Here is a 16,922-nt window from a genome sequence, read left to right as displayed (position 1 = left end):
CCCCTCGGTTAGAAAGGTCGACCGCATGTCCAGCAGCACTGCAGCATTCGGCTCCAGCGTCCTGGGGTATCCGCGCATCGGGCCGCGCCGTGAGCTCAAGCGCGCCCTCGAGTCCTACTGGCACGGCACTTCGGACAAGGACGCACTTCTCGCGGTCGCCAAGGAACTCCAGGAATCGACCTGGAGTGAACTGGCTGCGACGGGACTGAGCCAGGTTCCGGGCAACACCTTCTCCTTCTACGATCACGTGCTCGACAATGCGCTGCTCTTCGGCGCAGTGCCGGAGCGGTTCAAGCCGCTCGAGGGCGCCCTCGATCCGCTCGATTTCTACTTCACGATGGCCCGCGGTCGCCCGGACTTCCCGCCTCTCGAGCTGGTGCGCTTCTTCGGCACGAACTATTACTACCGTCAGCCCGAGATCGACGCGAACACGGTGTTCTCGCTCAACTCGGAGGCACTTCTCGACGAGTTCGAACGCGCTAAGGCGCGCGGCATAGAATTGCGCCCCGTCATCATGGGGCCCGTCTCGCTGCTTCTGCTCTCGAAGGTCGGACCTGCCACCGAGAAGTCCGATCCCAACTTCACCCCGCTCGACTTGTTGGACGCGCTCCTGCCCGAGTACGAGAAGCTCTTCGAGCAGCTCGCCAAGGCCGGCGCCACCTGTGTTCAGTTGGACGAGCCTTCGGTGACCGAGGACCGCACCCCCGAGGAGCTAGCCGCTCTGGGACGTGCGTACGAGAAGCTGTCGACGGCTCCGCTCCGCCCGCGCCTGTTGGTGACCGGTCCGTACGGCAAGTTCGGCGAAGCCCTCAACATCTTGGCGCCCACCAAGATCGAAGCCTTCGGTCTGGACTTGGTGCACGGCAAGATCACGGCCGAGGAACTGGCCGCAGTGCCGAACATCAAGCGCAAGCGCATCTACGCGGGCGTCGTCGACGGTCGCAACGTCTGGCGCGTCGACCGGTTCAACACCTTGACGTACCTGAACGAACTCAAGGACGTTGTGCCTGACCTCGTCGTCTCCACGTCGTCGTCGCTGTTGCACGTGCCGTACGACGTGCTCTCCGAGTACGACATTCCAGGAGACGTCGCAGACCGTCTGGCTTTTGCGAAGCAGAAGGTCGGCGAGGTCGTCTCCCTGGCGAAGGCACTCACCGAAGGTCCTTCGGACAAGTGGCGTAAGCGTCCGACGAAGGTGCACTTCAAGCTCAAGCACGCTGTCCGTGCTCGGGTCAACGCGATCAAGCCCGAAGATCGTGTGCGTGCACCGTACGAGGAGCGTCGTAAAGCTCAGCAGGAACGGTTGAACCTGCCCTTGGTTCCGGCCCAGACATTGGGTTCGTTCCCGCAGACCGACGCGATTCGCCAGGCTCGTTACGAACTCGGCCAGGGGCGTTTGGAGTGGGACGACTACTACAAGCGCATCCAAGAAGAGATCGAGCGCACAATCCGTCTGCAAGAGGACATCGGTCTCGATGTCTTCGTGCACGGCGAGCACGAGCGCAACGACATGGTCCAGTACTTCGCCGAACTGCTCGAGGGCTATGCCTTCACGCACAACGGTTGGGTTCAGGCCTATGGATCTCGTTGTACGCGTCCGCCGATTCTCTACGGCGACATTGCACGTCCGAAGCCGATGACGGTCGAATGGATTGCGTACGCGCAGTCGCTGACCGACAAGCCGGTCAAGGGCATGCTGACGGGTCCGGTCACCATGATCGCCCGTTCGTTCGTTCGTCAGGATCAGCCGCTCTACGAAACGGCAGAGCAACTGGCACTTGTCATTCGAGACGAAATCGCGGATCTCGAAGCTGCCGGAATCGCCATCATCCAGGTGGACGAGCCGGCAATTCGTGAACTGCTGCCACTGCGTGAGGACGGCCGGGAGGCCTACCTGGAGTGGGCCGTCGACGCGTTCCGTCTGGCAACAGGTGGAGCGAAGCCGGAAACACAGATCCACACACATCTGACGTACTCCGCTCGGTCGTCGGTGGTCGACGCCATCGAACGGTTGGACGCCGATGTGACGGCTATCGTCGCGACCCGCTCCATCACGTGGGTTCTCGAAGCACTCAAGGAAGGCGCGCTCACGCACGGCGTCGGCCCCGGTGTGTACGAATCTCGTTCGGCTCGGATTCCCGACATCGACGAGCTCGACGAATTGCTCACCGAGGCAAGCGAATCGATCTCTCTCGATCGTTTGTGGGCCAACCCGGACGGTGGCCTCAAGACCCGCCATCCATGGCAGCTCGAGCCTTCGCTGCGCAACATGGTTGCGGCCGCGAGGCGCCTGCGTCGTCGCGCCGTACAAGCGGAGCGCGACGCCGGGTAAGTCACGTCACGAACACGTCATGGAGGGGCCTGCGATTTGCAGGTCCCTCCATGCACGGGTAGGCATGTGTGCATGGTTACTGCTGCTGCTTACGCCGCGACGTCCGCTGACGGTCCGCTCGAGAAGACCACCGTCGAACGCCGCGAGCTCGGTCCACTGGACATTCTCATCGACATCAAATTTGCCGGCATTTGCCACTCCGACATCCACACCGCTCGCAACGAGTGGGGCGGAGCCAAGTACCCGATCGTCCCCGGACACGAAATCGCCGGCGTCGTCGCCGCGGTGGGTTCGGATGTCACCAAGCACAAAGTCGGCGACCGCGTGGGCGTCGGCTGCTTCGTCGACTCCTGCGGAGAGTGCGACGCCTGCCTGGCCGGCGAAGAGCAGTACTGCCGCAAGGGTGTGACCGGTACATACAACGCCACCGGACGCGACGGCGAGCGCACTCAGGGTGGCTACTCGACGCACATCGTCGTCACCGAGCATTTTGTTCTCTCGATCCCCGAGGGCATCGAACTCGACGTTGCCGCGCCGCTGCTGTGCGCCGGCATCACCTTGTACTCACCGCTGCGGCACTGGAATGCCGGCCCCGGCAAGAAGGTCGCCATCATCGGGTTCGGCGGCCTCGGTCACGTCGGTGTGAAGATCGCCAAGGCGCTCGGCGCGGAAGTCACCGTCTTGAGCCAGACGCTCGGCAAGAAGGAAGACGGCCTTCGTCTCGGTGCCGATCACTACTACGCGACCAATGACCGTGAGACGTTCAAGGCTCTTCGCGGCGAGTTCGACCTGATCCTCAACACGGTCTCGGTCAATCTCGATATCGACGCCTACATGTCCTTGCTCGCCATCAACGGCACTCTCGTCGAACTGGGTCTGCCGGAGAAGCCGATCGAAGTTCGAGCATTCTCGCTCGCCGCAAACCGTCGTAGCCTCGCCGGCTCCATGGTGGGCGGTATCCCGCAGACGCAGGAGATGCTCGACTTCTGCGCCGAGCACGGCATCGGTGCAGAAATCGAACTGATTCCGGCGAGCGACATCAACGATGCTTACGAGCGCGTGATCAAGAGCGACGTTCGATACCGATTCGTGATCGACACCGCAACAATCTGACCCGCTCGGTCCCGCTCAGTCGAGTTGCTCGCGGAGCTCAGTCGAGTTGCTCGCGAAGATTACTCAATGTCTTCGCGAGCAACCTCGACACGTGCATCTGGGACACACCGACCTTCTCGGCGATTTGTGTCTGCGTCAGGTTTCCGAAGAATCTGAGCATCAACACCGTCCGCTCTCGTTCGGGCAGCTTGTCGAGAAGTGGACGTAAGGCCTCGTGATTCTCGACGTTCTCGAGTGCTGCGTCGTAGTCACCGAGTGTTTCCACGAGCGGAAGATCGTCGGTGTGATTGGACGCGGCACCGTCGACCGAGACGGTCTGGTACGCGTTGCCGGCGATCAACGCCTGGGCAACTTCTTCACGTTCGATCCCCAACGTCTCGGCCAACTCGTCGACGGTCGGCGCGTGCCCGAGTTGTTGTGACAGCTCGCTGATGGCTTGCCCGAGTTGGAAGTGCAACTCCTTCATCCGGCGTGGAACCCGCAATGCCCAACCGGTGTCGCGGAAGTGTCGTCGAACTTCGCCCATCACGGTGGGAACCGCGAACGAGACGAAATCGGATCCGCGCGTGGAATCGAAACGGTCGACGGCGTTGACCAGACCGAGGCGCGCCACCTGAACCAGATCGTCGTGTGCCTCGCCGCGCCCGTCGAATCGTCTGGCGATGTGTTCGGCCAACGGTAGGCACCTGGTGATCAGTGCGGTGCGCACTCGTTCGTACTCCGGACTGTGGGGCTCGAGGGTCCGCATTTCCTCGAAAACGGGTATGACGTCCCGATATTCGTCGGTGGACCGCCGGCGCGGGCGTGACGGGCCGTCTGCGGAAGCGGTCACAGGCGCCCGCTGAGGGCCTTGGTGAACTTCATGGTCGTGATGTAGCCGACGCCGCCGAGGTTCTCTTCCTGGTCGAGCGAAATCGAATCGGTGAGTTCGGTGAGGATGTGCCACCCGAACGATCGCTGAGTGCTGTCCTCGTACTCCGTGGTTGTCGTCGATACGGATACGTGCAGTTGCGGGGGAGTGAACACGAACCGACACACCAGAACCGAATCAGGCGCAGCACGAACAATCAGATGCGTACAGATTTCGTCCATGGCCAATTTGATGTCGGCGATGGCGTCGAGGTCGAAGTTTTCCTGAATGGCAACAGTGGCGGCCAGTGCACGCAAAATCGACAGCTGATCGAGAGTCGCTTGAATCCTCAACTCCACAACTGGCTGAGTCTGATCCTGATCGGGCTCGAGTGCGCTGAGGTGTGCCATAAGTTCTCCGGATCGTCGTACCAGGGGTCGCGGTGAAGTCTGGTGCCGAGAACGATACCCATCTCGACCTTCACAGTGACCCCCGAACACGAAATTTGGTCGATGGTGGTGCCGGGGTAAACGACACGATTCTGCTCACGACCGTTGGCGATCGCAACATCGGATTACCTCGCGGAACCGCAGACCAAACCGCATTTTTGTTCGGAACACCGAAACGAATGGTCGCAACGCACTTGTGACGCCGGTCATGCTGGCGTACTGTTTCAAACCGAGGTTGAGCACACAGCCGATGAGGGATTTATCCGTAATTCTGGAGACCCGTTCATCGTGCGGCTCCTTCGGAGGTCCCTTCTCTTTTGCAGAGTGTAAACCGTTGCGGGATGGGAGAACCATGACTGTTGTTCCAGGATCATCTATTTCAGGCTTTACGAACGCGGCGAAGGGATCGGTAGATTACGGACCTCCCGCGACCGGGACAGCGACCGCATCGTTTCACGCGCACCGCATCAGTGCACATACCGCTGTGATCCACGTTCGTGGCGAGATCGACCTGATGAGCGCCAATGCTTTTCGTGACTTCTTGACGTACCACGTTGCCGCGGACCGGACGCTGGTTGTCGATCTCTCCGAACTCGAATTCATGGGGACGTGCGGCTTGTCCGTGCTGTCGGTCCTGTCGACGCGATCACGCGACGTGGGCGGCACACTCGCGCTCGTCTGCGCCCGCCCGGTTCAGAGGCTACTCAAAGCAGCTGGTCAGGAGTCGATGTTTGCCTGCTACGAGTCGCTGGATCATGCAATCGGACTCGAAGAGACCCGACGTTTCCCGGCTTGATACCGCCCTTTCGCCGATAGTTTCGAGTCACCTACAGTTTCGAGAAATCAGCTTCGTAGAGCCCGTCAGCGTCAGTGCACTTCACTTCGGTGAGTGCCCTTGTGTTGGCGGGCTCTCGGCGGTGCTGTGACGCAGCGGCCGTAGGTTCGGACCACCTCGGTGGCGACGTGATCCCATGAATACGATTCGCACGCTCGGGCCCGACTCTGCCGTGCAAACGCCGCGCCCTCGTCTTCGTCGTCGAGAAGATGCCGGACCGCGCGCGCGGTTTCCACGGGGCTGTTCACCGGCACCCGACGCCCCGTGAGTCCGTCGATCACCGTATCCCGCAGTCCGCCAACAGGAGTCGCGACTACAGGAACTCCGCACGCCATCGCTTCCAGCGCCGCGATTCCGAAAGGTTCGTATCTGGGGGTGCATACGAGGGCGTCGGCCGACCGCATCAGTTTCGGTAGTTGGCGGTGCGGAACCCGTCCCAACAATTGGACTCGATCTGCGACGCCGAGCCGCTCGGCGAGCTTGACCAAGCGGATCGCAACCTCGTCGGTGCTCAGTTGCGCGACGGGTGGCCCGCCGATCACCACCAACTCCGTGTCCGGCAGCGAAGCCAGCGCGGCGACGGCAACATCGAAGCCCTTCTGCTCCACCAGCCTTCCGACGCAGATCAATCGATGCGGCGCGGTCTTCTTCGCGGCGGGTCCCTCCGGGGTGAACGCTTCGGTATCGACGCCCGAGGGCACCATCGTGGTCCGTGATCGTGGTGACCCCTGCCGAACCAGATCGAAGATCTCGTCCGAACTTGTCGCGATCACATGGGTTGCGCCCCTGGCGATCAATGGTTCCAGGTGAGTCCGCTCCGATGGACTGTCGTCGGCTGCTCCGAGGTGTCGGTGCGCCGCAGATCCCAGGGAATGGAATGTCTGAAGTACGGGGATGCCGAGTGAGCGGGTCGCGAGTTCCGTTGCCACACCAGACATCCAGAAGTGCGAGTGCACCACATCGGGTCGGTCGGTACTCCACTGAGCGCGCAGAATGCTGGCAAAGGTGCCCAGGTGGGGGAGTATTTCGGCGTCCGGGAGAGCGTGTGTCGGTCCGGCTTCGAGATAGTCGACGGAGTACCCGGCGCGGGCGCGAACGCGGTCCGGTCCACCGACGTGTGCCCGCCTGGTGAAGACGGTGACATCGTGTCCGGCGCGAACCAGGGCCGCGGACAGTTCGTCGACGTGCAGGTTCTGTGCACCGGCTGCCGAGCAGCCCACCGGTGCGAGTGGATCGGCGTTCACCGACACCATGGAGATCTTCAGCATTCGTCCGGGAGCCATAGCGGGCGAGTACTTCATCGGGTCCCCTCTCCACTTGATCGGTTCGTCTGGGGATACCCGGAGTCCGTGATCTGAACCGGGTTTCGGCGCGGTCAGCGCTGGGCACATTCCAAACACGATGGCGAGGAGTGAGGTTCGATGACAGAACAAATGCTGGTCGACGCAACCGTCGGACTCGGGTTCGAGCGGTACGTACAACGGGTGGCGGTCGGCGTGGGGGCCGGCATAGAGCAATGGTGTTGCAGGCGCGAGCATCCTCTGGAGGCCTACATCGCGTTGGATCGAACTGTGCCGCGTTTCCCTGGGCGTGAGGTGGCGTTGCTGTGGGAGGAGACGTGCGGTTGGGCCCTGGCCGTGGAGACTCGTTCAGGGGAGGACCTCATCGTTCTCGGATATCTGGGCGCACACGCAGTGCCGACCCCGGACGCCGTCGCCGACTTTGCCGCGACACTGGGCACGCGCAGCCCGCACTGGGTCATGAACAGGCCACTGGCGGATTCGGACGAGACCGCGCGAGAACTACGGAGCTACTCCGGAAGTGCTTACGCCTGAATAGTATTGAGGTCCGATCAGCTCAGTTGACCACGTCCAGGATGGGATCGAGAACCGGAGTCGCTGCAGCCTCGACGGCAGGATCGTCCATGAGTTTGAAAACGATGTGACCGCCGAGCGCGCCACCGACACCGACCGCGGTGAGCCCCAGCACCGACAGAACTCGCGCCAGCGCGAGTGAATCCTTGCCGCGTAGCCTGTACGACGCGGCAAAAGACCAGATCCCCACAGCATTCGATGCGGCGTGTACCAGCCCCACACGGCGTGCGACGTCGCCACGTTCGGACCAGTCCAGCCAGCCTGTCAGCAAAGCCGGCGGCGTCGAGACCAGTCCGAGCCCGATCAACCGTCGTGCAGTCTGCGGATCGCCTGACACGTCGAAGATCAGCGAAGCCGTCCACGCGCCCGCGGGAATGGTCACGAGGGCGGGATGGATGGGATGCCCGACGAGGGCGCCGCGCAGAAGTGCGGCGACAGTACGCGATCTGTCGGATCGCTCGGTGATCTGGAGGATTCTGCGTCTGATGCCAGTGGACGGACCGTCCAGTCCGCGCGCCGATTCGATTCCGCGGTAAAGAGTTCCGATGTCCATGCAATTCGGCTACCCGGCGTAGACGTCGGGAAACCTCACGACAGGAGTGTCTTGTCGACCGTCATGCTCCGGCGTACGGTCGAAACGAAAGAGATCCGACCGGAGGAGCGAACGATGAAGCTCAATCTCTTTGCAGCGTGGGCGTCGTATTTCCTGGTGCTGGCCACAGTTGTCTGTCTCGGCAGCTTTCTCGTGGCCGCCGGTTCAGGGCACGGTGGTTGGGCGTTGATTGCCGGGCTCGCCGGCGTCGCGTCCATCGGACTGGCGGTTGCCCTGTACACCAGCACCGTTCATCACGACCACAAAGTGCACCGCGAATCCCCACACCTGTTCTGATCAGGACTGCTTCTGATCAGGACTGTGCCAGTCGCGCTTTCTCCGCCTCGATGTCGAAGTTGGCAGGCGGCCAGTCGAGATCGAGCTTTTCCAGAGCGTCGATCAGTAGCTCCGTGACCGCAATTCGGCTGTACCACTTCCGATCACACGGCACGACGTACCACGGCGCGTGCTCGGTCGACGTCTTGTCGAGCATTGCCTGATACGCCTGTTGATATGCAGGCCACAAACCGCGTTCGGTCACATCACCCGGGTTGTACTTCCAGTACTTGTCCGGGCGGTCGAGCCGCTCTTCGAGCCGCTTCTTCTGCTCGTCGAGCGAGACGAACATCGCCACCTTCACGATGGTGGTTCCGGCGTCGACGAGTTCCTTCTCGAACTGGTTGATCTCGTCGTAGCGCGCGCTCCAGACATCCTCAGGGACAAGATCGTGGACACGCACGACCAGGACATCCTCGTAGTGGGAGCGATCGAACACACCGAGATAGCCGCCGCGGGGGAGTTCCTTCTTGATCCGCCAGAGGTAGTGATGTTGCTTTTCCTCTTCGGTCGGGACGCCGAAGGCCGCGTGCTGAACTCCCGAAGGATCCACGTGACCGATCACGTGTCGGACCATGCCACCCTTGCCCGCGGTGTCCATTCCTTGCAGGACCAGCAGGATGGAACGGCTGTCCCCGGACCTGCCGTTGGCGTAGAGCAACTCCTGCAGGTCGGACAGGACCGCGCCGCGCTCCTCGAGTAGACGTTCGCCGTCAGCTTTGTTTCCGGTGAATCCCGGAGTGCTGTTGCGATCGAGTTGATCGAGTTCGAACCCGGGCTCCGCCCGCAGTGTCTTGGCGGCCGGTGTTTCCCACAGCGAGTCTTGTGCCATGCCGAAAGAGTGCCACAGGATCGACCCCTGTGGCTCGAAAGTTCGGTCTCGGGCGAGTCAGTCCTCGGCAGGCTTGACGAGGGGATGCGGAACCGACTTGAACTTGGCCGGTGATCCGTTGACCGCAGCAATGCCGGTGATGCCGCCCCACGTCATCATGGTGAGGTAGTCGATCAGCGATTCTGCGGACATCGACTTGTTGGAGATCCACCAGTGCGTCGCGAGCTGAATTCCGCCGACGATCCCGAACGCCCACGGCAGGGAACCGCCGGAATCCATCTCCATCTCGCGAAGACGATTGCCCAACACCGTGGAGAGCAATTCGGCGATCATGCGCTCGGAATCGGCAACGACGTCGCGGTTGGCGCCGGCGCCGTTGGCCATGACGTAGAGGTAGATGTCGGGGTCGGATGCCACCGTCTCGACGTACGCGGTGATGCTGGCCTGGGTGAGTTCGAAATCGTCGAGATCGCCGCTGATCGCTTCGTAGATGCGCGGCGACAGGATGGTCTCGACGTACCGCATCATCGTGGCGGTGGTGAGGTCGCTCTTGTCGGCGAAGTACCGGTAGAGCACGGTCTTGGACACACCGATCTCGGAGGCGATCTCGTCCATGCCGATCTCACGGCCGCGTGCCCGGATAGCGGCGATGGTGCCGTCGACGAGTTCCTCGCGGCGAGCGATCTTGTGTTCGCGCCACCGACGCTTGCGACCGTCGGATTTCTCGGGCTTCGCATCAGCAACGACTGGGCCGTCTACCTGCTCGTTGTCCTGCACGGCATTCTTGGCCACGAGTCATCTCATATCTGTGGTGCGAGCCACGTCCGATCGGTCTACTTTCTGGTCCAGCTTAATGTCCGTGCCTTTATCTCGGGCACTCACATCCGCAGTTCGGGGGATTAAGTCCTAGCGAATCGGACATCGTGTCGCTCGCGCTACGCCGCGTCACACCTTTCGGCACAATGGCGAGGGTGCAGCAACTGAGCCTCTCCGCCTTCGACGACGCCGCCAAGCGTCGGGACCTTCGCAAGATGAAAGTCTTCGCCACTGGCCTCCTCGGCTTCGCGACGGTGGTCTACATCTTCTGCCGGTGGCAGGAATCCCGCGGCGCCGGAGAGTGGGTCGGGTACGTCCGGGCTGCGTCCGAGGCGGGCATGGTCGGCGCGCTTGCCGACTGGTTTGCCGTCACCGCGCTCTTCCGTCATCCGATGGGGCTTCCCATCCCGCACACTGCCATCATCAAGCGTAAGAAAGACCAGCTCGGAGCCAGTTTGAGCTCGTTCGTCGGTCAGAACTTCCTGGCTCCCGAGGTTGTGTCGGCCAAGGTGCAGCAGGCGCAGATTCCGCTCCGCCTCGGTACGTGGATGGCTGAACCTGCCAATGCCGCTCGCGTCGCCGCCGAGACGTCGACGGTATTGCGCGGGATGGTCGAGGTTCTTCGCGACGAGGACATTGCCCAGATCATCGACAACACGATCGTGAAGCGGCTGGCCGAGCCCATGTGGGGACCGCCGATCGGCCGAGTGCTCGGGGAGTTGCTCAAGGACAACAAGCAACTGCCGATCATCGAATTGCTTGCCGAGCGCGCGCATCAGTGGGCACTCGGCAGCCAGGAGACGATCGACCGTGTGATCGTTCGCGATTCGCCGGCGTGGTCGCCGAAATTCGTCGACGCGATGCTGGGGGAGAAGATCTACAAGGAACTCGTCGAGTTCACCTGGAAGGTCCGTTCCAACCCCGAACACGAGGTACGCCTCGCTGCCAACCGCTTCCTGATCGATTTCGCCGATGATCTGCAGAACGACCCGGAGACCATCAAGAAGGCCGAAGGGATCAAGGCGGAGATCATGGGCCGCGAGGAAGTGACGGGTCTGGCGTCCTCGACGTGGCAGGTCGCCAAGCGCCTCATCATGGAGTCGGTCGACGATCCGAACAGCACCCTGCGGACCAAGGTCGCCGAGAACGTGGCCGGCTTCGGAATCAGGCTGCGAGACGACGAATCCATGCGTGAGAAGGTCGACGGCTGGCTGGTGCAGGGCACCAAGTACATCGCGGAGAACTACACCGACGAGATCACCGGAGTCATCAGCGACACGGTCGAGCGGTGGGATGCCGACGAAGCGAGCCAGAAGATCGAGCTGCAGGTCGGTCGAGATCTTCAGTTCATCCGTATCAACGGCACCGTTGTCGGCTCGATCGCCGGGCTGCTGATCTACACGATTTCGACGCTCATCTTCGGCTGAGCTGTCCGGTATGTGACGTCCACCACGAGTGCTAGCAGTAGTGCTTGCAATAGTTAGCACCCTCTCCTATCCTGGGAAATGTCCACTGGAAAGGGAGGACGCAATGCCAGCGAAGTCGACGAACTCCGATGACGGAGATCGTGAATTATCCGGTGCCGCAGCCGGAGCAAGCGACTTGGCAGCTCGCGTCGTCAGCTCTGCGGCACACGACATCGGGGGGTTCATTCGTGCACAGCGGGAAGCCGCCCAAGTTTCGATGCGCCAACTTGCTCAACTCGCCGGCGTCAGCAATCCGTATCTGAGTCAGATCGAACGCGGATTGCGTAAACCGTCGGCAGACGTACTGGCGCAAATTGCCAAGGGTCTTCGGGTCTCATCAGAAGTCCTGTACGTCCAAGCGGGATATCTCGAACAACGCCCGCACAGTCCCATCAGGGACGCGGTGTTGGCCGAGACGGCCATCAACGAACGGCAGAAGCAAGTACTGCTCGAAATCTACGACTCGTTCTGTCGCGAGAACGAGTCGTCCAGACCAGCCGCAGCGCCCGATTTCGCTGAATCGGCCGCAATTCCAGACACCGAGACTTCACTAGGAGAACAAGATGACTGACAAGAACGCCATCGACAGCGTCAAGACCTCGCTCTACGCCGCTGTCGGCGCAGGCGACCTGGTTGTCCAGGCCGTGGCCGATGTAGTCGCTCAGGTTCGTGAGCGCGCCGAGAACACCCAGGGTGACGTCAACGGCCGTGTCGACGGTGCCCGCGACAAGCTTGCTTCCGTTCAGGGTGACGTTGCCGAGAGCGTCGAGGCACTGCGCGAGCGTCTCGCCGGCCTGCCGTCCGAGCTGCCCGAAGAGCTCGCCGAGCTGCGAGAGAAGTTCGCACCCGAGGAACTCCGCAAGGTCGCCGAGGCATACCTCAAGGTTGCCGGCGATCTGTACAACTCCCTCGCAGAGCGTGGCGAAGACGCAGTCGAGCGCATCCGCAAGCAGCCCGCAGTCGAAGAGGGCATCGCTGCTGCAGAGTCGGCACTCGGCGACGCCGTCGAGCTGACCGAAGATGCACTCGGAACCGTTGCTCGTCAGACGCGCGCCGTGGGCGAGCAGGCTGCCAAGCTGGCCGGCCGCGCCGCCGGACGCATCTCCGACACCGCAGAAGAGGTCGGCGAGAAGATCGCTGACGCCGGCGAGAAGATCGCCGATGCAGGCGACGAGGCTGCACTGAAGGTCCTCGACCTCGGCGACCAGGCAGACGAGGCTTCCAAGGAAGCTGCCGCTCGCGTGACCGCTGCTGCGTCCGACGTCCAGGAGCGCGCAACCACCGCCGCCAAGAAGGCTGCTCCGGCCAAGGCTGCACCGGCCAAGGCTGCTCCGGCCAAGGCCACCGCGCCGGCTCCGGCCAAGAAGGCTGCTCCGGCCAAGAAGGCCTGATTTTGCCCAGCTCCACCTGACGAAGGCTCCCGCGCTCAGCCGAGTGTGGGAGCCTTCGTGTTCGTCGGGAACCGGATGAGAACTTAGGATGTAGTTGTGACTCAAGTCGATGGGCTAGTCGGTCTGATCTTTCTCGCACTCAAAGTGCTCGCGTTGGTGGGTGCTGTCTACGCGATCGTTCATGCCGTCAGGCAGCGTCCGGACGCCTTTACCGCGGTCAACAAATTGACCAAGCCGATCTGGCTCGGAATTCTGATCGTTGCGGCGTTGATCCTGCTGGCGACATCCCCTGTCGGTCTCCTGGGCATCATCGCGGTTGTTGCAGTGTGTGTATATCTCGTCGACGTTCGACCGCGCGTGGACGACATCCAGCATGGCGGTTCCCGCTGGTAGTGGGCCGCGGTTTCTGCTCATCCGGTGACGCGGTTCCAGGTCACCGTGTGTTGCCCCACTCTTCGCTCCAACGCTGACAACGCGCGTTGTTCGAGTGATAGTGTCGGTTAACGGCAGTCACACATAGATTGCATCCGTCTGTCGTCAGCAGCAGTCAGGGGTAAATGCATGTCCAGTCGTTCGCGCACCACAGAGCTTCGAGTACTGGCAGGCGCCGTCGGAGTGGGAGCACTCGTCGCGGCAGTCGCTGGGATCCGTCATCGGCGATCCACGCGCGGGTTGACTCTTTCGAGCGACGTCGAGCCCAACGCACTCCTGAAGACTCCGACGCTCAAAGCTGATATCAGCGAACTGACCACCGACGACGGTGCGATCATCAATGTCCGGGCTTACGGTCCCGTCGACGGCGATCCGATCGTTCTCAGTCACGGCTGGACATGCTCAACCGAATTCTGGTACCCGCAGGTCAATGCGCTTGCCGGTGAATATCGCGTCATCACCTACGATCAGCGCGGTCACGGACGCAGCACCGTCGGTAATCTTCCGCTCGGCCCGGACGTCCTCGCCGACGACCTTTCTGCCGTGCTGGCAGCCACGGTTCGCGAGGACAAGAAGGCGGTCATCGTCGGTCACAGCATGGGCGGGATGAGCATCATCGCCTGGGCTGGTCGTCACCCCGACGAGGTCAAGAAGTACGCGTCGGCGGTCATGCTCGCGAGCACCGCTAGTGAAAGGTTGATCGCCGAGACCACGGTCATCCCACTGCCCAATCGCTTTCCTCGGGTGCCTGTCCCCGTGGGCCGCGCCATCCTCAGTTCGCCCGTTCCGTTTGTCTCCTCGGGCGCCATGACGAAGGCGATCCAGTACGTCTCGATGTCACCGAACGCGACCAAGGCCGAGATTCAGTTCTGCGAGAACATCGTTCGTGAGTGCAAGCCGCGTATTCGTGGCGGTTGGGGAGCAGCGCTGAGCACCCTCGACATTCACGAGGGACTCGACAATCTCGAAGTGCCGACCACCGTGCTCGTCGGTTCGCTCGATCGGCTCACTCCGCCGGTCCATGCGCGCAAGCTTGCGCAGGTCCTCGACGACGCCGGCAACCTCGAACGGTTGATCGTGTTGCCGGGCGTCGGTCACATGTCGTCGATCGAGAACATCGACGAGTTCGACAAGGAAATCGTGCGACTGCGCAATCTCTAGCGCAACGCAGCTCTAGCTGAAGACGACCGTCTTGCGCCCGTGGACCAGAACCCGATCCTCGAGGTGCCAGCGCAGTCCGCGTGAGAGCACGAGCTTTTCGATGTCTCGACCCTGGCGGACCATGTCGGCGACATCGTCGGCGTGGTCAACGCGGATCACGTCCTGCTCGATGATCGGACCGGCATCGAGTTCGGCGGTCACGTAGTGGCAGGTGGCGCCGATCAACTTCACGCCGCGGGCGAACGCCTGGTGATAGGGGCGGGCACCGATGAACGACGGCAAGAAGCTGTGGTGGATGTTGATCGCGCGGCCGGCCCAGTGCTCGCACAGTGATTCGGGAAGCACCTGCATGAAGCGTGCAAGAACCACGGCATCGGGGTTGTGAGCGTCGACCAGGGCGCGGACCTTCTCGAAGGACGGTCCCCGTTCGGCCGGGTCCTTGGCGAACGGAACGTGGTGGAAGTCGATCCCGTGGCGCTCGGTGACACTGCGCAGGTCCTCGTGATTTCCGATGACGGCGCTGATCTCTGCCGGAAGTTCTCCGCCCGCGGCGCGGCCCAGGAGGTCATGCAAGCAGTGACCTTCCTTGCTCACGAGCAGCACGATCTTCTTGGGTGCGCCGGAGTCGTGAAGAGTCCACTCGGTTTCCGGACCGATCTCGGCCGCAACAGCTTTGAACCGTTCACGAAGCTCGTCGATGCTCATGCTCACAGACGACGCGCGGACCGCCTGACGCGTGAAGAACCATCCGGTGTCGGCATCGGCGTGGTATGCGGCCTCCACGATCCATCCACCGACGTCGGTGAGAAAGGTCGAGATGCGTGCGACGATGCCCGTGGTGTCGGGGCAGCCAAGGGACAGAACATAGCGACGATCGTCGATCGAAGGTGCAGCGGTCATGCGGCCTAGTCTCTCAGGTGCGGCTGCGGCGACGGTCGCGTGGTGGTGTGCCAAGCTTTCCATCATGTCTGAAGCTGCACTCACTCGTTCCCAGGTTGCCGCGATGGTGGACCACACTCTCCTCAAACCCGAAGCCACCGCGGCCGATGTGACCGCCCTGATCGACGAGGCACGCAGCCTCGGTGTGCTGGCCGTCTGCGTCTCGCCGTCGATGTTGCCGATTCGCGCAGACGGACTGGTGACGGCGGCCGTCGTCGGATTCCCGTCGGGGAAGCATCATTCACTGGTCAAGGGTGCCGAGGCGCGACTGGCCGTCGATCAGGGCGCAGCCGAGATCGACATGGTCATCGACGTGGGAGCGGCGGTCGCGGGCGACTACAGCGCTGTGCTCGCAGACATCCTCACCGTCCGTGAGGCGATGGGGGAGAGTGCGATCCTCAAAGTGATTCTCGAAACCGCTGCTCTGTCCGACGAGGCCATCGTCGAATGCTGCCGCGCAGCCGTGCGTGCCGGGGCGAACTTCGTCAAGACCTCCACCGGCTTCCACCCCGCGGGTGGGGCGACGGTCGAGGCCGTCGAACTGATGGCACGGACGGTCGGACCAGGCGTGGGAGTCAAGGCCAGTGGCGGAATACGTACGACGCAGGCCGCACTCGACATGATTGCGGCCGGCGCCACCCGTCTCGGATTGTCCGGAACCCGAGCAGTATTGGACGGTCTGACCGACTAGGTCAGCAGGCCGCAGCTGTCCGGCACCGCCGAGGCGTTCTGGTTGTTCGCGTCGGCGACGGGCATGGCGTAAGCGCCGCCCTCCAGTGAGATCTGGATTGCGTCGTCGGTGACGGTCAGCTTGGTGGGCTTCATGTCCAGCGGGTACGTCTGCAGGCTGTCGGTGAGTGTCTGGACGATGCCGTCGACCAGGTCTGTCGGCAGACCCAATCCGAGAATCTCGGCGCCGACGGTCTGAACGTCGACCACGCCGTTGGTGACGGTGGGCTTGACCGTGAGCTTGGCGAGCCCGACCGGTCCGACGTCGAACGCGAGTGTTCCGGCGCTCGAGTCGGCGGTGACGCCGGAGACGAGGCCACCGAAGGTCTGCTCCTGCAAGGTGGCGAGAATGCCTGCCGTAGACCAGGTGACGTCGGCGCTGGAGCTGCCGATGGTGCCGCTGTTACCCGCCGAGGGCTGCAAGTTGATGTCGTTCACCTTCGCGTGAACCTGCATGCCCGTTGCGGGGCCGAACGAAGAGTCGTCACTGTCGATGCTGATGTACGGCACCTTCTTGTCGACTGCCTGCAGGAGTACGGGCTTCCAGCTCAACCCGACGTCGACCTGGGATCCCAGTTCGCTCTGGAACTGATCGGCCATGCAGGTCTTCACCTGGTTGCGTACGTACAGTTCTCCACCGACGAGTGCCGCCACGAGCACGGCGATCACCACGAGAAGGATGACGAGCACTCGGTTGCGCGGACGAGGGTTGTTCGCTGCGACAGTCATTCGCCAGATTCTTCCCGACGAGTCTGAACGAACTCTGTGAATACGC

At 62.4% G+C, this 16,922-nt stretch carries 19 protein-coding genes; 11 read left to right on the top strand and 8 right to left on the bottom strand.

The window, feature by feature from the left end:
* Nucleotides 1-25 precede the first annotated feature (25 nt).
* Together metE and B0E55_RS15620 are read left to right on the top strand one after the other, a co-directional pair.
* The gene (metE, locus tag B0E55_RS15625; protein ID WP_080909998.1) at nucleotides 26-2,332 is read left to right on the top strand and encodes a 5-methyltetrahydropteroyltriglutamate--homocysteine S-methyltransferase; all 2,307 of its coding nucleotides are present in this window, start codon (nucleotides 26-28) and stop codon (nucleotides 2,330-2,332) included.
* Between the two features lie 72 nt (nucleotides 2,333-2,404).
* On the top strand, nucleotides 2,405-3,445 hold the full coding sequence (locus B0E55_RS15620) for an NAD(P)-dependent alcohol dehydrogenase (protein WP_019744429.1): 1,041 nt from the start codon (nucleotides 2,405-2,407) through the stop codon (nucleotides 3,443-3,445).
* Nucleotides 3,446-3,482: 37 nt separating this feature from the next.
* Here B0E55_RS15620 and B0E55_RS15615 read toward each other — a convergent pair whose 3' ends face one another.
* Both B0E55_RS15615 and B0E55_RS15610 read right to left on the bottom strand, forming a co-directional pair.
* Complete coding sequence (locus B0E55_RS15615; protein ID WP_020906739.1) at nucleotides 3,483-4,277, bottom strand: RNA polymerase sigma factor SigF; 795 nt, start codon at nucleotides 4,275-4,277, stop codon at nucleotides 3,483-3,485.
* On the bottom strand, nucleotides 4,274-4,705 hold the full coding sequence (locus B0E55_RS15610; protein WP_020968899.1) for an ATP-binding protein: 432 nt from the start codon (nucleotides 4,703-4,705) through the stop codon (nucleotides 4,274-4,276). Before B0E55_RS15610 ends, B0E55_RS15615 begins: the two co-directional genes overlap by 4 nt.
* Before the next feature lie 247 nt (nucleotides 4,706-4,952).
* Here B0E55_RS15610 and B0E55_RS15600 point away from each other — a divergent pair, with 247 nt between their 5' ends.
* Nucleotides 4,953-5,540, top strand: a complete 588-nt coding sequence (locus B0E55_RS15600; RefSeq protein ID WP_338013646.1) for an STAS domain-containing protein — start codon at nucleotides 4,953-4,955, stop codon at nucleotides 5,538-5,540.
* Nucleotides 5,541-5,611: 71 nt separating this feature from the next.
* On the opposite strand, the gene B0E55_RS15595 is transcribed toward B0E55_RS15600, so the two are convergent.
* On the bottom strand, nucleotides 5,612-6,880 hold the full coding sequence (locus B0E55_RS15595; protein WP_020906742.1) for a glycosyltransferase: 1,269 nt from the start codon (nucleotides 6,878-6,880) through the stop codon (nucleotides 5,612-5,614).
* Between the two features lie 120 nt (nucleotides 6,881-7,000).
* Here B0E55_RS15595 and B0E55_RS15590 point away from each other — a divergent pair, with 120 nt between their 5' ends.
* Nucleotides 7,001-7,414, top strand: coding sequence for a DUF6292 family protein (locus B0E55_RS15590; protein WP_047889780.1), 414 nt, complete (start codon nucleotides 7,001-7,003; stop codon nucleotides 7,412-7,414).
* A 22-nt stretch (nucleotides 7,415-7,436) separates the two neighbouring features.
* Here the strand turns inward: B0E55_RS15590 and B0E55_RS15585 are convergent, their stop codons facing one another.
* A complete protein-coding gene (locus B0E55_RS15585) occupies nucleotides 7,437-8,006 on the bottom strand; it encodes a DUF2231 domain-containing protein (protein WP_020906743.1) in 570 nt (189 codons plus the stop codon).
* A gap of 114 nt (nucleotides 8,007-8,120) precedes the next feature.
* Between B0E55_RS15585 and B0E55_RS15580 the strand changes: the two genes are divergently transcribed.
* Nucleotides 8,121-8,342: a hypothetical protein gene (locus B0E55_RS15580; protein ID WP_020968904.1), complete on the top strand. Its 222-nt coding sequence runs from the start codon at nucleotides 8,121-8,123 to the stop codon at nucleotides 8,340-8,342.
* A gap of 16 nt (nucleotides 8,343-8,358) precedes the next feature.
* Here B0E55_RS15580 and B0E55_RS15575 read toward each other — a convergent pair whose 3' ends face one another.
* On the bottom strand, nucleotides 8,359-9,213 hold the full coding sequence (locus B0E55_RS15575) for a polyphosphate kinase 2 family protein (protein ID WP_019744420.1): 855 nt from the start codon (nucleotides 9,211-9,213) through the stop codon (nucleotides 8,359-8,361).
* A gap of 57 nt (nucleotides 9,214-9,270) precedes the next feature.
* A complete protein-coding gene (locus B0E55_RS15570) occupies nucleotides 9,271-10,005 on the bottom strand; it encodes a TetR/AcrR family transcriptional regulator (protein ID WP_003941527.1) in 735 nt (244 codons plus the stop codon).
* 170 nt (nucleotides 10,006-10,175) lie between these two features.
* On the opposite strand from B0E55_RS15570, the gene B0E55_RS15565 reads away from it, so the two are divergent.
* From B0E55_RS15565 to B0E55_RS15545, 5 genes are all read left to right on the top strand, one after another.
* On the top strand, nucleotides 10,176-11,456 hold the full coding sequence (locus B0E55_RS15565) for a DUF445 domain-containing protein (protein ID WP_046378191.1): 1,281 nt from the start codon (nucleotides 10,176-10,178) through the stop codon (nucleotides 11,454-11,456).
* 103 nt (nucleotides 11,457-11,559) lie between these two features.
* A complete protein-coding gene (locus B0E55_RS15560) occupies nucleotides 11,560-12,066 on the top strand; it encodes a helix-turn-helix domain-containing protein (protein WP_019744418.1) in 507 nt (168 codons plus the stop codon).
* Nucleotides 12,059-12,886, top strand: a complete 828-nt coding sequence (locus tag B0E55_RS15555) for a heparin-binding hemagglutinin (RefSeq protein ID WP_080909996.1) — start codon at nucleotides 12,059-12,061, stop codon at nucleotides 12,884-12,886. Before B0E55_RS15560 ends, B0E55_RS15555 begins: the two co-directional genes overlap by 8 nt.
* Before the next feature lie 96 nt (nucleotides 12,887-12,982).
* Nucleotides 12,983-13,279 carry a DUF2516 family protein gene (locus B0E55_RS15550; RefSeq protein ID WP_003941505.1) on the top strand — a complete coding sequence of 99 codons (297 nt, stop codon included), beginning with the start codon at nucleotides 12,983-12,985 and terminating at the stop codon, nucleotides 13,277-13,279.
* A gap of 168 nt (nucleotides 13,280-13,447) precedes the next feature.
* Nucleotides 13,448-14,479 carry an alpha/beta fold hydrolase gene (locus B0E55_RS15545; protein WP_021333908.1) on the top strand — a complete coding sequence of 344 codons (1,032 nt, stop codon included), beginning with the start codon at nucleotides 13,448-13,450 and terminating at the stop codon, nucleotides 14,477-14,479.
* Nucleotides 14,480-14,491: 12 nt separating this feature from the next.
* On the opposite strand, the gene purU is transcribed toward B0E55_RS15545, so the two are convergent.
* Nucleotides 14,492-15,379: a formyltetrahydrofolate deformylase gene (gene purU, locus B0E55_RS15540; protein ID WP_003941509.1), complete on the bottom strand. Its 888-nt coding sequence runs from the start codon at nucleotides 15,377-15,379 to the stop codon at nucleotides 14,492-14,494.
* Between the two features lie 64 nt (nucleotides 15,380-15,443).
* On the opposite strand from purU, the gene deoC reads away from it, so the two are divergent.
* Nucleotides 15,444-16,109 carry a deoxyribose-phosphate aldolase gene (gene deoC, locus B0E55_RS15535; RefSeq protein WP_024488037.1) on the top strand — a complete coding sequence of 222 codons (666 nt, stop codon included), beginning with the start codon at nucleotides 15,444-15,446 and terminating at the stop codon, nucleotides 16,107-16,109.
* Here deoC and B0E55_RS15530 read toward each other — a convergent pair.
* Nucleotides 16,106-16,876, bottom strand: coding sequence for an LmeA family phospholipid-binding protein (locus B0E55_RS15530; RefSeq protein WP_029254824.1), 771 nt, complete (start codon nucleotides 16,874-16,876; stop codon nucleotides 16,106-16,108). The genes deoC and B0E55_RS15530 overlap by 4 nt on opposite strands.
* Nucleotides 16,877-16,922 lie beyond the last annotated feature (46 nt).

Source organism: Rhodococcus sp. 66b (genome assembly GCF_002076325.1).
Classification (GTDB): domain Bacteria; phylum Actinomycetota; class Actinomycetes; order Mycobacteriales; family Mycobacteriaceae; genus Rhodococcus_F; species Rhodococcus_F erythropolis.
Note: the sequence above shows the minus strand (reverse complement) of the source record. Positions and strands in the feature narration are given on the sequence as shown.

Coding starts and splice junctions, on each gene's coding strand:
- metE (WP_080909998.1), top strand. CDS start 26: ATGTCCAGCAGCACTGCAGCATTCGGCTCCAGCGTCCTGGGGTATCCG.
- B0E55_RS15620 (WP_019744429.1), top strand. CDS start 2,405: ATGGTTACTGCTGCTGCTTACGCCGCGACGTCCGCTGACGGTCCGCTC.
- B0E55_RS15610 (WP_020968899.1), bottom strand. CDS start 4,705: ATGGCACACCTCAGCGCACTCGAGCCCGATCAGGATCAGACTCAGCCA.
- B0E55_RS15600 (WP_338013646.1), top strand. CDS start 4,953: ATGCTGGCGTACTGTTTCAAACCGAGGTTGAGCACACAGCCGATGAGG.
- B0E55_RS15595 (WP_020906742.1), bottom strand. CDS start 6,880: ATGAAGTACTCGCCCGCTATGGCTCCCGGACGAATGCTGAAGATCTCC.
- B0E55_RS15590 (WP_047889780.1), top strand. CDS start 7,001: ATGACAGAACAAATGCTGGTCGACGCAACCGTCGGACTCGGGTTCGAG.
- B0E55_RS15585 (WP_020906743.1), bottom strand. CDS start 8,006: ATGGACATCGGAACTCTTTACCGCGGAATCGAATCGGCGCGCGGACTG.
- B0E55_RS15580 (WP_020968904.1), top strand. CDS start 8,121: ATGAAGCTCAATCTCTTTGCAGCGTGGGCGTCGTATTTCCTGGTGCTG.
- B0E55_RS15575 (WP_019744420.1), bottom strand. CDS start 9,213: ATGGCACAAGACTCGCTGTGGGAAACACCGGCCGCCAAGACACTGCGG.
- B0E55_RS15565 (WP_046378191.1), top strand. CDS start 10,176: ATGGCGAGGGTGCAGCAACTGAGCCTCTCCGCCTTCGACGACGCCGCC.
- B0E55_RS15560 (WP_019744418.1), top strand. CDS start 11,560: ATGCCAGCGAAGTCGACGAACTCCGATGACGGAGATCGTGAATTATCC.
- B0E55_RS15555 (WP_080909996.1), top strand. CDS start 12,059: ATGACTGACAAGAACGCCATCGACAGCGTCAAGACCTCGCTCTACGCC.
- B0E55_RS15545 (WP_021333908.1), top strand. CDS start 13,448: ATGTCCAGTCGTTCGCGCACCACAGAGCTTCGAGTACTGGCAGGCGCC.
- purU (WP_003941509.1), bottom strand. CDS start 15,379: ATGACCGCTGCACCTTCGATCGACGATCGTCGCTATGTTCTGTCCCTT.
- deoC (WP_024488037.1), top strand. CDS start 15,444: ATGTCTGAAGCTGCACTCACTCGTTCCCAGGTTGCCGCGATGGTGGAC.
- B0E55_RS15530 (WP_029254824.1), bottom strand. CDS start 16,876: ATGACTGTCGCAGCGAACAACCCTCGTCCGCGCAACCGAGTGCTCGTC.